This is a genomic window from Variovorax sp. GW823-FHT04B03, from assembly GCF_058796495.1.
Map to the genome: position 1 here is coordinate 12,155 of NZ_JBXAIT010000001.1, position 15,084 is coordinate 27,238.

A 15,084-nucleotide genomic window follows, 5' to 3' on the forward strand; every position below is an offset into this window, starting at 1 on the left:
TGGGCGGGATGAGTGGGGGGTGGGTCAGGGGCGCCGCGGGATCAGGCAGCTCGCGTCGAGCTCGCCCGGGTCGTTGACGCCGAGCATGGCCATGTTCCGGTCGACCTCGTCCCGCAGCAGCCGGATCGCGTGCGTGACGCCCGCGTGGCCGCCCACGGCGGCGGCATACATGAACGGCCGGCCGGCGAACACGGCCTTGGCGCCCAGCGCCAGCGCCTTCAGCACGTCGCTGCCGCGGCGCACGCCGCCGTCGACCATCACGGGCAGCTCGCCCGCGGCGTCCAGCACCTGCGGCAGCGCGCGCAGGGCCGGGGCCGCGCCGTCGAGCTGTCGGCCGCCGTGGTTGGAGACGATGAGGCCATCGGCGCCGAGCTGGCGCGCGCGCCGCGCATCGGCCGGATGAAGAATGCCCTTCAGGATCAGCGGTCCGCGCCATTGCTGCCGGATGCGGGCGATGTGGTCCCAGTGGATGTGGTCGCGGCCGGTCGTGTCGCGGATCGCGGTGCTGGAGAAAAGAGGCGCGCCGCGCGTGGCGAACGAGTTCTCGAAATGCGGCATGCCGCGCGTCACGAAGGTCCGCGCGAGCGTGCCGAGCAGCCAGCGCGGCCGCACGAGGCCGTCCCATGCCAGCCGCAGGCTGGGCCGCAGCGGCGTCGTGAAGCCGGCGCGCACGTTGTTTTCGCGGTTCGCCCAGACGGGAATGTCGACCGTGACGACCAGGTGGCGAAAGCCCGCGCCCGCGATGCGCGCCACCAGGCCGTCGATGCGCGCCGCATCGCCCGGCAGGTAGGCCTGGAACCACGTGCCGGGCGCGGCCTGGGCCACTTCTTCCATCGGGATGAGCGAGGTGCCGCTCATGACCGCGGGAATGCCGGCCGCCTGCGCCGCCTGCGCGAGCACCAGGTCGCCGCGGTAGGCCGACAGCGCGCTGATGCCGACCGGCGCGATCCCGAAGGGCGACGCGTAGCGCTGGCCGAACAGCGTGACCTCCTGCGAGCGCCGGGAGACGTCGACCAGCACCCGGGGCAGGAAGTCGTGCGCGTCGAACGCGGCGCGGTTGGCGTCCAGCGAGCGGTTGTCTTCCGCCGCACCGGCGATGTAGCCGAACAGCGGGCGCGGCAGCCGGCGCCGGGCCGCGTGCTCGAAGTCCTGCAGCGACAGGATGCCGGCCAGACGCCGTGGTGCCGCGGCAGCAGCAGGGGCTTGCGCCGGCGCGGTGCGCGGGGCATCGAAGGCACGCGAGAAAACAGTCATGTCCGCCATCCAGTCAGTCGTTCGGTCCGCGCGGACTGTAGGCGTGCAGAAGGTTTTGAAAAAGCGAATTTATGGTAATTTGCCATTTCGCTTTTTTCGAAATGACAGAGAGGAACGACGCATGACGCTGAAGCAACTGGAGGCGTTCTACTGGGCCGCGACCTGCGCCAGCTTTGCGCTCGCGGCGCAGCGGCTGCACCTGTCGACCTCGTCGCTGTCCAAGCGCCTGGCCGAGCTGGAGGTGTCGCTCGGCGCGCCCTTGTTCGACCGCGCCGGGCAGCGGGCCACGCTCACGGACGCGGGTGAGCGTTTCCTGCCGCGCGCCGCCGCGCTGCTGCTGGCGGCCGACGAAACGAAGCGGTCGATCGGCGCGCCCGCCAGCCTCGGCGGCCGTTGCACCTTCGGCATCGGCGAACTGAGCGCGCTGACCTGGCTGCCCCAGCTCGTCGCGCACGTGGGACGGCACCTGCCCGACCTGCGCCTGGAGCCGCACGTCAACTTTGGCTCGGCGCTGGACGAGCGCCTTCGCAACGGCGAGCTCGACTGCGCGGTGATCGCGGGGCGCTCACCGCACCACGGGCTGATCTCGTCGCACACCGTCGGCCAGGCGCATTTCGTGTGGGTGGCCGCGCCCGCGCTGGCGGGCAAGACCACGACCCTCGGCGCGCCGCTGCTCGCGCAACATCCCATCGTGACGCTGCCGACCGGCGCGGGCACCAGCCGCCTGCTCGACGAATGGCTCATGGCCGAGAACCTCGAGGCGCCGCACCGCCTCAGCTGCAACAGCTGGGGTGCTGTCGCCGGCCTGCTGATCGAGGGGATCGGTGTCGGGTTCCTGCCGGAAGGCTGGGCGCGCCTGCTGTCGCGCCGCGGCGACCTGCGCATCCTGAAGGCCCGCCAGGCCCTGCCCGCGCTGACCTACACCTTCCAGAAGCGCAGCAACGACGAGCGCCATCTGCTGACGGCCATGCGCGCCGCGGTGCTCGCGTCCATCGATTTCTCGAAGGCCGCGCGGCTGCTCTAGCCGGAGAGGGTCAGAAGGCTTCGCACACGCGAAGCACTTCGGCGCCGTAGGCCTCGAGCTTCTTCGTGCCGATGCCGCTGATGCCCTGCAGGTCTTCGAGCGTCGCGGGCGCGCGCTCGGCAATGGCGGCCAGCGTGGCGTCGTGGAAGATCACATAGGCCGGCAGGTTGTGTTCCTTCGCCACCTCGGCGCGCCAGGCCTTGAGCGCCTCGAAGCGCTTCTTGCCGGTGTCGTCGAGCGAGGCGGCCGCCGGCGACGGTGCGCCCTTGGCCACCTTCTCGCGCCGGGGCTTGCGCTCGGCCGGTGACGACACCGACTCGCGCAGCGACACCGTGGTCTCGCCCTTGAGCACCGCGCGCGAGCCCTCGGTGAGCTTCAGCGTGTTGAAGGCCTCGGCGTCCACCGCCAGCGCGCCGGTGGCGATCAGCTGGCGCAGCACGCCGCGCAGCGCCACCTCGCTGAACTCCGCGCCGATGCCGAAGGTGCTGATGCGCTCGTGCCCGAACTGCTTGACCTTCTCGGTCGCCTTGCCGCGCAGGATGTCCATGATGTGGCCCGCGCCGAAGCTGATGCCGCTGAGCTGCTGCACGCGGTAGATGGTGCTCAGCAGCTTGCGCGCGGCATCGGTGCCGTCCCACACCTGGGGCGGGTTCAGGCAGTTGTCGCAGTTGCCGCAGGGCGTGCTCTTCTCGCCGAAGTAGCCCAGCAGGCGCACGCGGCGGCAGTCGCTGGCCTCGGCCAGCGAGAGCAGGGCGTCGAGCTTGCCGCGCATCACCTGCTTGAACTCTTCGCCGGCCGGGCTCTCGTCGATCATGCGGCGCTGGTTCACCACGTCGTTCAGGCCGTAGGCCATCCAGGCGTCGGCGGGGGCGCCGTCGCGGCCCGCGCGGCCGGTTTCCTGGTAGTAGCCCTCGATGTTCTTGGGCATGTCGACGTGGCCGACGAAGCGCACGTCGGGCTTGTCGATGCCCATGCCGAAGGCGATGGTCGCGACCATCACGATGCCTTCTTCGCGCAGGAAGCGGTCCTGGTGCTTCTGGCGCACCGCGGCGTCCAGGCCCGCGTGGTACGGCAGCGCGTTGATGCCGGCGCCCTGCAGCGTCGTCGCGAGGTCTTCCACGCGCTTGCGCGACTGGCAATAGACCACGCCCGCATCGCCCTCGTGCTCGCGCTCGATGAAGCGCAGCAGCTGCGTGGTGGCGTCCTTCTTCTCGACGATGGTGTAGCGGATGTTCGGGCGGTCGAAGCTGGAGACGAACTGGCGCGCCTCCTCGAGCTGCAGCCGTTCGACGATGTCGGCGCGCGTGAGGTCGTCGGCCGTGGCCGTGAGCGCGATGCGCGGCACGCCCGGGTAGCGCTCGTGCAGCACGGTGAGCGCGCGGTACTCGGGGCGGAAGTCGTGGCCCCACTGGCTCACGCAATGCGCCTCGTCGATGGCGAACAGCGAGAGCTTGCCGCGCTCGTTCAGCGAATCGAGCTGCGACAGAAAGCGCGGCGTGTTCACGCGCTCGGGCGCCGCGTACAGCAGCGTGATCTCGCCGCGCAGCATGCGGCGCTCCACATCCTGCGTCTGCTCCCAGTCGAGCGTGGAGTTGAGGAACGCCGCGCTCACCCCCGCCTCGTGCAGCGCGCCGACCTGGTCGTGCATCAGCGCGATCAGCGGCGACACCACCACCGCCACGCCGCGCCCCGCGCGCTGCCGCGCGATGGCCGGGATCTGATAGCAGAGCGACTTGCCGCCGCCCGTGGGCATCAGCACCAGCGCGTCGCCGCCGCCCACCACGTGCTCCACGATGTCCTGCTGGGCCCCGCGAAAGCGCGCGTAGCCGAACACGTCGTGAAGGATGTCGGCGGGGGCCGCGCTGCCGGAGCTGCTGCCGTCGCTGGAAGCGTCGAAGGGGCGGGGAGCGAGGGAGGACACAGGCGGGGGTGCGAAGGGCGGGAGAGGGGGAGAAAAGGGCCGGAGCCGGGGCGGACGCCGATTGTCCCCCAGCGGCTCCGATATGACTGTGGCACGGCGTTTGCAATGGTGAACCCCGTCCCGGCACCCCTCTTGTCTAGACAGCAAACTGGGGCATTTCTCTCGGAGATGCACCAAAACAGGACTTTCGGGTTATCCTGTATATACAAGTTGGGGCGCCTGGCAACAATGCGAGGCGTGCTGCCCATATCCCCGGGCATGTATCGCCGAGTCACCTCTCTCAAAAAATGGAACCAGGAGTCCCCATGGTCAAGGTAGTTGTGAAAGTCGCTTCGCTGCTGGCAGCAGGTGCATGTGCAGCGGGCATGGCCGGAACGGCCGCCGCCCAGGACACGAAGATTTCGCTCGGCATGTCCGGCTGGACCGGCTTTGCGCCGCTGTCGCTGGCCGACAAGGCCGGCATCTTCAAGAAGAACGGGCTGGACGTCGAACTGAAGATGATCCCGCAGAAGGACCGCCACCTGGCGCTGGCCTCCGGCGCGATCCAGTGCGCGGCCACCACGGTGGAGACGCATGTGGCCTGGAACGCCAACGGCGTACCGATCGTGCAGATCTTCCAGATGGACAAGTCCTACGGCGCCGACGGCCTGGCCGTGCGCAACGACGTGAAGAGCTTCTCCGACCTCAAGGGCAAGAGCATCGGCGTGAGCGCCCCGGGCACCGCGCCGTACTTCGGCCTGGCCTGGATGCTCAGCAAGAACGGCATGAGCCTGAAGGACGTGAAGGTGGTCTCGCTCGAGCCGCAGCCCGCCGCGCAAGCCTTCGTGGCCGGCCAGAACGACGCCGCCATGACCTACGAGCCCTACCTCTCGACCGTGCGCGCCAACCCGGCCGCCGGCAAGATCCTGGCCACCACGCTCGACTACCCGATGGTGATGGACACCGTCGGCTGCGCCCCCACCTGGCTCAAGACCAACGCCAAAGCCGCTGCCGCGCTCACCAAGTCGTACTTCGACGCGCTGGACATGATCAAGGCCGACCCGGCCAAGGCCAACGAGCTCATGGGCTCGGCCGTCAAGCAAAGCGGCGAGCAGTTCGCCAAGTCGTCGGCGTACCTGCGCTGGCAGGACAAGGCCGCCAACCAGAAGTTCTTCGCAGGCGAGCTCACCAGCTTCATGAAGGAAGCCGCGGCCATCCTGCTGGAGGCCGGCGTGATCCGCAAGGCGCCGGAAGACTATGCCGCCACCTTCGACGCCAGCTATGTCAAGTAAGGCCTTGCCGCAGATGCAACCGATGACCGCCGCTCCGGCGCGCGCCGTGACGCCGCCGCCCGCGCCTCCCGTGCGGCGCCGCGTGTTCGCGCCGCTCGAGCCCATCAGCGCGTCCGCGCGCACGATGCTGGGGCTGGGCTTCTTCGTGCTTTTCGTGGTGGTGTGGGGCATCGCCACGCTGGGCGGCTTCGTGTCGCCCACCTTCCTGGCGAGCCCGATCACGATGGTCAAGGAGGGCTGGCTGCTCTTCACCGAGTACGGCTTCATCGGCGACATCGGCATGACCGTGTGGCGCGTGTTCGGCGGCTTCCTGCTGGCGGCCGTCATCGCCGTGCCGCTGGGCGTGGCCATGGGCACCTGGAAGACGGTCGAGGCCTTCTTCGAGCCCTTCGTGTCGTTCTGCCGCTACCTGCCGGCCTCGGCCTTCATCCCGCTGCTCATCCTGTGGGCGGGCCTGGGCGAAATGCAGAAGCTCTTGGTGATCTTCATCGGCTCGTTCTTCCAGATCGTGCTGATGGTGGCCGTCACCGTGGGCGGCGCGCGGCGCGACCTCGTCGAGGCCGCCTACACGCTGGGCGCCAACAGCCGCGGCATCGTGGCGCGCGTGCTCATTCCGGGCGCCGCGCCGGGCATCGCCGAAACGCTGCGCCTCGTGCTGGGCTGGGCCTGGACGTACGTGATCGTGGCGGAACTGATCGGCTCCTCGTCGGGCATCGGCCACATGATCACCGACAGCCAGGCGCTGTTGAACACCGGGCAGATCATCTTCGGGATCATCGTGATCGGCGTCATCGGCCTGTTGTCCGACTTCGCTTTCAAGGCGATGAATCGCCGTCTGTTTGCATGGGCTGCACTGTGAAGAACCAACTTTCCATCCAGGGCGTCTCGCGCGTCTTCACCGGCACCAAGGGCCAGCGCACGCAGGCGCTGCAGCCGATCGACTTCGAGGTGAAGGAGAACGACTTCGTCACCATCCTCGGCCCCTCGGGCTGCGGCAAGTCGACGCTGCTGCGCATCGTGGCGGGGCTCGACTTCCCGACCACCGGCCAGGTGATGCTCGACGGCGAGCGCATCGAAGGCCCGGGCGCCGACCGCGGCGTGGTGTTCCAGAGCTACACGCTCTTCCCGTGGCTCACGGTGGCGCAGAACATCCGCTTCGGCCTGCGCGAGCGCGGCATGAGCGAAGCCGACCAGAAGGAGCGCAGCGAGTTCTTCATCGCCAAGGTCGGCCTGCGCGGCTTCGAGCACCACTTCCCCAAGCAGCTCTCGGGCGGCATGCAGCAGCGCACCGCCATTGCGCGCGCGCTGGCCAACGACCCCAAGATGCTGCTGCTCGACGAGCCCTTCGGCGCACTCGACAACCAGACCCGCGTGCTGATGCAGGAGCTGCTGCTGGGCATCTGGGAGTCGGCGCAGAAGACGGTGCTGTTCGTCACGCACGACATCGACGAGGCGATCTTCATGGCCAACCGCGTGGCGGTGTTCAGCGCGCGGCCGGGCCGCATCAAGACCGAGATCGCGGTCGACTTTCCGCACCCGCGCAGCTACACCATCAAGACCTCGCCCGAGTTCATGGACATCAAGGCGCGCCTGACCGAAGAAATCCGCGCCGAGTCGATGGCCGCTGCGGAGCATTAAGCCCCCGATGAAACGCGACCTGCCGTCCCTCGCGCTCTATGCGCAAGTCAAGGATCACATCTCCCGCAAGATCCAGGACGGCACGTGGCCGCCCGGCCACCGCCTGCCTTCCGAGAACGAGCTGGTCGCGCAGTTCGGCATGGCGCGCATGACCGTGAACCGCGCCCTGCGCGAGCTCATGGAGCAGGGGCGCATCGTGCGCGTGGCCGGCGTCGGCAGCTTCGTGGCCGAGAACAAGCCGCAGTCGACGCTGCTGCAGATCGCCAACATCGCCAGCGAAATCCGCCAGCGCGGCCACGACTACCGCTGCGAGATGCTCGCGGTCGAGCGCCTCGCGGCCTCGCCCGACGTGGCGGCCTGGCTCGACCTGCGCGCGGGCGACTCGGTGTTCCACAGCGCCTGCCTGCACCTGGACAACGACACGCCCGTGCAGCTCGAGGAGCGCTACGTCAACCCGCAGGTCGTGCCCGACTTTCTCGAGCAGGACTTCACGGCCGTGCCGCCCAGCGAGTACCTGGTGCGCAACGTGCCCTTCGACCAGATCGAACACGTCGTCGATGCCGTGCTGCCCAGCGCCGAACAGGCCGAGCGGCTCGCGATGGCGCCCACCGACCCCTGCCTGCTGCTGACGCGCCGCACCTGGATCCGCAACACGCCCGTGACCTGGGTGCGCTGCCTGCATCCCGCTTCGCGCTACAGCCTGGGCAGCCGTTTCAAGTCCGACGGCAACCCGACCTTCGGCTAGACAGACCGTTTTTTTTCGACCCTCAGAGGCCCACGTTTTCTCTCGCAACCACTTGTATAGACAGGTTCACATGCCAAGCAATCACACCGCCACTTCCCACGCCACATTGACCCTCACGCCCGGCAAGGTCGACCTTGCGATGCTGCGACGCATCCAGGCCGGCGGCGTGCACCTTGCGCTCGACCCGTCGGTGCAGGACGGCATGGCCAAGGCCGAGGCCGCGGTGCGCCACATCGTCGAGAACGACGAGGTGGTCTACGGCATCAACACCGGCTTCGGCAAGCTCGCCAGCACGCGCATCGGCAACGACCACCTGGCCGAGCTGCAGCGCAACCTCGTGCTCTCGCACAGCGTGGGCACGGGCGAGCCGCTGGCCGCGCCGGTGGTGCGCATGATCCTCGCGACCAAGGCCGTGAGCCTGGCGCGCGGCCACTCGGGCGTGCGGCCCGCGCTGGTCGATGCGCTGCTGGCGCTGTTCAACGCCGGCGTCACGCCCAGCATCCCGTGCAAGGGCTCGGTCGGTGCCTCGGGCGACCTCGCGCCGCTGGCCCACATGGCCTGCGTGCTCATCGGCGAAGGCGAAGCCACGCTGGCCGACGGCAAGAAGGTGAGCGGCGCCGAAGCCATGCGCAGCATCGGCCTCGAACCCTTCGTGCTCGGCCCCAAGGAAGGCCTGGCGCTGCTCAACGGCACGCAGGTGTCGACCGCGCTGGCGCTGGCCGGCCTGTTCGGCGCCGAAGACGTGTTCGCCGCCGCGCTGATGTCGGGCGCGCTGTCGCTCGAAGCCATCCAGGGTTCGATCAAGCCCTTCGACGCCCGCATCCACGCCGCGCGCGGCCAGCCCGGCCAGATCGCCGTGGCCGGCGCCGTGCGCACGCTGCTCGACGGCAGCGAGATCGTGCCCTCGCACGCCGACTGCGGCCGCGTGCAGGACCCGTACTCGGTGCGCTGCATCCCGCAGGTGATGGGCGCCTGCCTCGACAACCTGGCCCACGCCTCGCGCGTGCTGGTCATCGAAGCCAACGCCGCATCGGACAACCCGCTCGTGTTCTGCGACACCGGCGAGGTGATCTCGGGCGGCAACTTCCACGCCGAGCCCGTCGCCTTCGCGGCCGACATCATTGCGCTGGCCGTGAGCGAAGTCGGCGCCATCGCCGAGCGCCGCCTCGCGCTGCTGCTCGACAGCGGCCTGTCGGGCCTGCCGCCCTTCCTGGTGCGCGACGGCGGCCTGAACTCCGGCTTCATGATCGCGCAGGTCACGGCCGCCGCGCTCGCCTCGGAAAACAAGTCGCACGCGCACCCCGCCAGCGTCGACAGCCTGCCGACCTCGGCCAACCAGGAAGACCACGTGTCGATGGCCACCTTCGCGGCGCGCCGCCTGGGCGACATGGTCAACAACACCGCCGTGGTGGTGGGCATCGAAGCGATGGCCGCCGCCCAGGGCATCGAACTCAAGCGCAAGCTGAAGAGTTCGCCGCTGGTCGAAGCGGAATTCGCCCGCATCCGCCAGAAGGTCGCGTTCCTCGAGACCGACCGCTACCTCGCACCCGACATCGAAGCCATGCGCCTGTGGGCGCTCGCGGCCGACCTGCCGGCCGCGCTGCTCGACATCCTGCCCAGCCACTCGAAGTGATCCGTACCGACTGCCACCCGACAAGGAGAACCACGCCATGAATGCACCCGACAAATTCGCCCTGAACACCCCCACCGGCGCCGATCCGCGCCATGACCCGACCCGCGTGATCCGCGCCCCGCGCGGCACCGAGCTGAACTGCAAGAGCTGGCTCACCGAAGCGCCGTACCGCATGCTGCAGAACAACCTCGACGCCGAGGTGGCCGAGCGTCCGCAAGACCTCGTGGTGTACGGCGGCATCGGCCGCGCCGCGCGCGACTGGGCCTGCTACGACCAGATCCTCGCCTCGCTGAAGGAACTGGAAGACGACGAGACGCTGCTCATCCAGTCGGGCAAGCCCGTGGGCGTGTTCAAGACGCATGCCGATGCACCGCGCGTGCTGCTCGCCAATTCGAACCTCGTGCCGAAGTGGGCCAACTGGGAGCACTTCAACGAGCTCGACCGCCAGGGCCTCTTCATGTACGGCCAGATGACGGCGGGCAGCTGGATCTACATCGGCAGCCAGGGCATCGTGCAAGGCACCTTCGAGACCTTCGTCGAAGCCGGCCGCCAGCACTACAACAACAGCCTCGCGGGCAAGTGGATCCTCACGGCCGGCCTGGGCGGCATGGGCGGCGCGCAGCCGCTCGCGGCCACGCTGGCCGGCGCCGTGTCGCTGAACATCGAGTGCCAGCAGTCGAGCATCGACTTCCGCCTGCGCACGCGCTACGTCGACAAGCAGGCGCGCGACATCGACCACGCCTTCGAACTGATCCAGCAGCACTGCGATGCCAAGGAAGCCGTGTCGATCGCGCTGCTGGGCAACGCGGCCGACATCCTGCCCGAGCTGGTCAAGCGCGCGAAGGCCGGTGGCCTCAAGCCCGACCTCGTGACCGACCAGACCTCCGCGCACGACCTGATCAACGGCTACCTGCCCTCGGGCTGGAGCGTGCCGCAGTGGCAGGCCGCCATGAAGGACGCGTCGCAACACGACGCCCTGAAGAAGGCCGCCGCCAAGTCGTGCGCCGTGCACGTGCAGGCCATGCTCGACTTCCAGGCCATGGGCATCCCCACGGTCGACTACGGCAACAACATCCGTCAGGTCGCGTTCGACGAAGGCGTGAAGAACGCCTTCGACTTCCCGGGCTTCGTGCCGGCCTACATCCGCCCGCTGTTCTGCGAAGGCAAGGGCCCGTTCCGCTGGGTGGCGCTCTCGGGCGATCCGGAAGACATCTACAAGACCGACGCCAAGATCAAGGAGCTGTTCCCCGAGAACACCCACACCCACCGCTGGCTCGACATGGCGCGCGAGCGCATCGCCTTCCAGGGCCTGCCCGCGCGCATCTGCTGGCTCGGCCTGGGCGAACGCCACATCGCCGGCCTGGCCTTCAACGAGATGGTGAAGAACGGCGAGCTCAAGGGCCCGATCGTCATCGGCCGCGACCACCTGGACACCGGCTCGGTCGCCAGCCCGAACCGCGAGACCGAAGCCATGAAGGACGGCACCGACGCCGTCTCCGACTGGCCGCTGCTCAACGCCCTGCTCAACACGGCCGGCGGCGCGACCTGGGTCAGCCTGCACCACGGCGGCGGCGTGGGCATGGGCTACTCGCAGCACTCGGGCGTGGTGATCGTGTGCGACGGCACCGACGCGGCGGCCAAGCGCATCGGGCGCGTGCTCTTCAACGACCCGGCCACCGGCGTCATGCGCCATGCCGACGCGGGCTACGACATCGCCGTGGCCACGGCGAAGAAGCAGGGCCTGAAGCTGCCGATGATCAAGTAACGCCGGCAGGCGCTGCAGGTGAAGTAAAAAAGCGGGTCACCCGACACCCGACACACGAAGGAGACCCGACGATGACCCTCGATGCTTGCGACCTGCAGCGCCGCGTGCGCGAACGCGTGGACGACGCGCTGGTGGCGCAGTTCCAGCGCGACGGCGCGGTCTGCATCCGCCAGCTGCTCACGGCCGACGAACTCGCGCTGCTGCGTGACGGCATCGAGGCGAACCTGGCGGCGCCCAGCCCGCGCGCCAAGGTCGCGAGCCGGCCCGACGACCCGGGCCGCTTCTTCGAGGACTTCTGCAACTGGCAGGAGATCGACGCCTTCGGCCGCTTCATCCGGCAGGCGCCGCTGGCGCAACTCGCGCAGCGGCTCATGGGCTCGGACACCGTGCGCCTGTACCACGACCACCTGCTCGTGAAGGAGCCCGGCACGCGCCAGCGCACGCCGTGGCACCAGGACCAGCCCTACTACAACATCGAGGGCATGCAGAACGTCAGCATGTGGATTCCGGTCGATCCGGTGTCGCGTGCCGCCACGCTCGAGTTCGTGGCCGGCTCCCACAAGGGGCCGTGGCTGATGCCGCGCACCTTCATGGACAACCACGCCAAGTGGTTCCCCGAAGGCAGCCTCGACGACCTGCCCGACATCGAGGGCGCGCGCGAGCGCTTTCCGATCGTCGGCTGGGACATCGAGCCCGGCGACTTCGTCTGCTTCCACATGCTCACGCTGCATGCGGCGGCCGGCGTCGAAGGGCCGAACCGGCGCCGCGTGTTCTCGGTGCGCTTTATGGGCGACGACATCCGCCACGCGCCGCGCAGCTGGAAGACCTCGCCCGATTTCCCGGGCCTGGCCGAGCGCCTGCCGGCCGGCACGCCGATGGACGATCCGCTCTTTCCGCTGCTGGTGCGCTGAGCCCCGGTAAGACGAAGGTAGAAAGAAAAAACGCGCTCATTCCCATCGCGTGGGAATTCGGGCTTGGTCGTGAGAACGGCGAGCAAGATACTGCACGCCGCATCCACTTTCGACCGCCCAGCGATTGCCCCCGATGACGACCCCCCTTGACGCTCCCGCCCACAACGACCGCGCGCTGTTCGTGCTGTCGGTGCTGGCGCAAAGCAAGGCGGCGATGACGGCGGCCGAGCTCGTGCAGGCCACCGGCCTGTCGCAGAGCACGCTGTACCGCCAGGTCGCCACCCTGCGCCGCTGGGGCTTCGTGATGGAGTCCGAGGGCCGCTACTCGCCGGGGCCCGTCAGCGTGCAGCTGGCCAGCGGCTTCGACGGCAACTCCGACCTCGTGATGGCCGCGCGCGCCGACATGCGCGTGCTGGCGCAGCAAAGCCACGAGAGCGTCGCGCTCGTCACCCTGGTGAACGAACGCGTCGTGTGCCTGGAGATGATCGACAGCGAACAGTCGCTGCGCTGCTCCTTCGACCGCGGCCGCAGCGTGCCCGCGCGCGACGGCGCCAGCGCCAAGTGCCTGCTGGCCCACGCGCCCGACGACGCGCGCGACCTGCTGCTCGACGGCCTGGACGAAGCCCCCGAACGCCGCGCCGAGCGCGCCGCCGAACTCGACGCCATCCGCGCCGCCGGCCATGCCGTGACGCACGGCGAGGTCGATGCCGGCGTGTGGGGCGCGAGCGCGCCGGTGCTGGCCGCGGGCCGTCGCCTGCGCGGGGCGATCACGCTGATGGCGCCACTCACGCGCGTCGAAGGCATGGAAGCTGCATTGGTCCACATGACCGTCGTCACGGCGGCCCGCATCTCGCGCGCACTGCAGTAGTCGCCGCTTTTCTTTTTCTTTCTCCCTCCCTCACCTCCACGAAAGCCCTCCCATGAACACCCGTCGCACCCTCGTCGCCGCCGCCCTGTCCGGCCTCGCTTTCTTCGGTTTCGCTGGCGCCGCGCAAGCCCAGGGCGAGCCGCTGCGCGTGGCCACCGACGCTACCTTCCCGCCGATGGAGTTCGTGGAAAACGGCAAGCGCACCGGCTTCGACGTGGAACTGGTCGAGGCCATCGGCAAGACGCTGGGCCGCAAGATCGAGTGGATCGACATCGACTTCAAGGGCCTCGTGCCGGGCCTCATTTCCAAGCGCTTCGACATGGCCGTGTCGGGCATCTACATCACTGACGAGCGCAAGAAGGTCGTCGACTTCACCGTGCCGTACTACGCCGGCGGCCTCGTGGTCATGGTGAAGGACGGCAACACGACCATCAAGAAACCGGCCGACATCAACGGCAAGAAGGTCAGCGTGCAGGTGGGCACCAAGTCGGTGGCCTACACCAAGGAGAAATTCCCGCAGGTGCAGCTGATGGAAGTCGAGAAGAACCAGGAGATGTTCAACCTCGTGGACATCGGCCGCGCCGACGCCGCCGTCACCGGCAAGCCCGCCGCCTTCCAGTACGTGCGCACGCGCGGCGGCCTGAAGGTGCTCGACGAGCAGATCACCACCGAGGAATACGGCATGGCCATCCGCAAGGACACGCCCGAGCTCACCAAGGCCGTGAACGGCGCGATCGAGAAGCTCAAGGCCGACGGCACCTACGCCGCCATCGTCAAGAAGTGGTTCAGCGCCACCGCCAAGTAAGCGCGCCATGGACTTCGATTTCTCGCCCGTCTGGCAGGGCTGGCCCGACCTGCTGCGCGGCGCGCTGGTCACGGTGGAGATCACCGCTTGCGCGCTGGCCCTGGGTTGCGTGCTGGGCCTGCTGGTCGGCATCGGCCGGCTGAACCCGAAGCGGCGCTGGATCTACGGCGTGTGCACCGCCTACGTGGCGGCGATTCGCGGCACGCCGCTGCTGGTGCAGCTGTTCATCCTGTTCTTCGGCCTGCCGCACTTCGGCATCCTGCTGCCCGCCTTTGTGTGCGGCGTGCTGGGGCTCGGCGTGTACTCGGGCGCCTACGTGTCCGAGATCGTGCGCGGCGCGATCCAGTCGATCGACAAAGGCCAGACCATGGCCGCGCAATCGCTGGGCATGACGCCCGGCGTGGCCATGCGCCAGATCGTGCTGCCGCAGGCCGTGGTGCGCATGATTCCGCCGCTGGGCAACGAGTTCATCGCGCTCATCAAGAACTCGGCGCTGGTGTCGCTCCTGACCATCCATGACGTGATGCACGAAGGCCAGAAGATCATCAGCGTGTCGTACCGCTCGCTCGAGGTGTACCTGGCCATCGCGCTCGTGTACTTCATGCTCACGGGCACGATGACCCTGATCCTGCGGCATTTCGAACAGAAGCTGCGCCAGGGCGGGTTGATGCGATGAGCGTGCAGCGTTTTTCGCGCGCGACCCTGCGCGCCACGCCCTGGAAGAACGGCGGCGGCACCACGCAGGAAATCGCCAGCTGGCCGCAAGGCGCGGGGCTCGACAGCTTCGGCTGGCGCGTGAGCATCGCCACCATCGCGTCGCCCGGCCCGTTCTCGGTGTTCCCGGGCATCGACCGCCAGATCATGCTGCTCGAAGGCGACGGCGTGCGCCTCTTCACGCACGACGGCCGCGTGTCGCACCGGCTCGACGTGCCGCACCAGCCCTTCGCCTTCTCGGGCGACGACCCGATCGACTGCACGCTGCTCGGCGGCGCCTCGAACGACTTCAACGTGATGGCGCGCGGCGGCCAGTGGCGTGCCGACGTGCAGGTGCTGGAACGCGCCGCCGACATCGCGCCCGCGCCGCACGGCGTGCTGCTGGCCTTGCGCGGCGAGTGGCGCTTGAATGACGGCGAAGCCCTGGGCGACGGCGACGGCCTGTGCTGGACCGACGCCGCGCAGGCATGGCAGGCCGCACCGGCGAGCGACGGCACGCGGCTGGTGGCCGTGCGCTTCGTGCCGGCCTGAGCGG

14 protein-coding genes are annotated in these 15,084 nt (G+C 68.9%); 12 read left to right on the top strand and 2 right to left on the bottom strand.

Going from position 1 to position 15,084, the window contains the following annotated elements; all coding sequences use genetic code 11:
* Window positions 1–24: 24 nt before the first annotated feature.
* Window positions 25–1,254, bottom strand: coding sequence for an alpha-hydroxy acid oxidase (locus tag AC1RAD_RS00050; protein ID WP_492733262.1), 1,230 nt, complete (start codon window positions 1,252–1,254; stop codon window positions 25–27).
* 121 nt (window positions 1,255–1,375) lie between these two features.
* Between AC1RAD_RS00050 and AC1RAD_RS00055 the strand changes: the two genes are divergently transcribed.
* Complete coding sequence (locus AC1RAD_RS00055) at window positions 1,376–2,278, top strand: LysR family transcriptional regulator (RefSeq protein ID WP_369630854.1); 903 nt, start codon at window positions 1,376–1,378, stop codon at window positions 2,276–2,278.
* 10 nt (window positions 2,279–2,288) lie between these two features.
* On the opposite strand, the gene recQ is transcribed toward AC1RAD_RS00055, so the two are convergent.
* Complete coding sequence (recQ, locus tag AC1RAD_RS00060; RefSeq protein WP_492733264.1) at window positions 2,289–4,199, bottom strand: DNA helicase RecQ; 1,911 nt, start codon at window positions 4,197–4,199, stop codon at window positions 2,289–2,291.
* Window positions 4,200–4,504: 305 nt separating this feature from the next.
* On the opposite strand from recQ, the gene AC1RAD_RS00065 reads away from it, so the two are divergent.
* From AC1RAD_RS00065 to AC1RAD_RS00115, 11 genes are all read left to right on the top strand, one after another.
* Window positions 4,505–5,470, top strand: coding sequence for an ABC transporter substrate-binding protein (locus AC1RAD_RS00065; RefSeq protein ID WP_492733266.1), 966 nt, complete (start codon window positions 4,505–4,507; stop codon window positions 5,468–5,470).
* A 13-nt stretch (window positions 5,471–5,483) separates the two neighbouring features.
* Window positions 5,484–6,329 carry an ABC transporter permease gene (locus AC1RAD_RS00070; RefSeq protein WP_370681937.1) on the top strand — a complete coding sequence of 282 codons (846 nt, stop codon included), beginning with the start codon at window positions 5,484–5,486 and terminating at the stop codon, window positions 6,327–6,329.
* Entirely contained in the window at window positions 6,314–7,108 is a 795-nt protein-coding gene (locus AC1RAD_RS00075; RefSeq protein ID WP_062481286.1) for an ABC transporter ATP-binding protein, read from the top strand. Before AC1RAD_RS00070 ends, AC1RAD_RS00075 begins: the two co-directional genes overlap by 16 nt.
* Before the next feature lie 7 nt (window positions 7,109–7,115).
* A complete protein-coding gene (gene hutC / locus AC1RAD_RS00080; RefSeq protein ID WP_062481289.1) occupies window positions 7,116–7,853 on the top strand; it encodes a histidine utilization transcriptional repressor HutC in 738 nt (245 codons plus the stop codon).
* A 70-nt stretch (window positions 7,854–7,923) separates the two neighbouring features.
* Entirely contained in the window at window positions 7,924–9,486 is a 1,563-nt protein-coding gene (hutH, locus tag AC1RAD_RS00085) for a histidine ammonia-lyase (protein ID WP_095951037.1), read from the top strand.
* 37 nt (window positions 9,487–9,523) lie between these two features.
* Complete coding sequence (gene hutU / locus AC1RAD_RS00090) at window positions 9,524–11,251, top strand: urocanate hydratase (protein WP_354345161.1); 1,728 nt, start codon at window positions 9,524–9,526, stop codon at window positions 11,249–11,251.
* A 71-nt stretch (window positions 11,252–11,322) separates the two neighbouring features.
* Window positions 11,323–12,162, top strand: a complete 840-nt coding sequence (locus tag AC1RAD_RS00095; protein WP_492733269.1) for a phytanoyl-CoA dioxygenase family protein — start codon at window positions 11,323–11,325, stop codon at window positions 12,160–12,162.
* 133 nt (window positions 12,163–12,295) lie between these two features.
* Window positions 12,296–13,030 (top strand): IclR family transcriptional regulator, encoded by a 735-nt coding sequence (locus AC1RAD_RS00100; protein WP_070064051.1) that lies wholly within the window; start codon window positions 12,296–12,298, stop codon window positions 13,028–13,030.
* A 52-nt stretch (window positions 13,031–13,082) separates the two neighbouring features.
* Entirely contained in the window at window positions 13,083–13,835 is a 753-nt protein-coding gene (locus tag AC1RAD_RS00105; RefSeq protein ID WP_489060354.1) for a transporter substrate-binding domain-containing protein, read from the top strand.
* Window positions 13,836–13,842: 7 nt separating this feature from the next.
* The gene (locus AC1RAD_RS00110) at window positions 13,843–14,511 is read left to right on the top strand and encodes an amino acid ABC transporter permease (protein WP_062482282.1); all 669 of its coding nucleotides are present in this window, start codon (window positions 13,843–13,845) and stop codon (window positions 14,509–14,511) included.
* A complete protein-coding gene (locus AC1RAD_RS00115) occupies window positions 14,508–15,080 on the top strand; it encodes a HutD/Ves family protein (protein WP_492733272.1) in 573 nt (190 codons plus the stop codon). Before AC1RAD_RS00110 ends, AC1RAD_RS00115 begins: the two co-directional genes overlap by 4 nt.
* Window positions 15,081–15,084 lie beyond the last annotated feature (4 nt).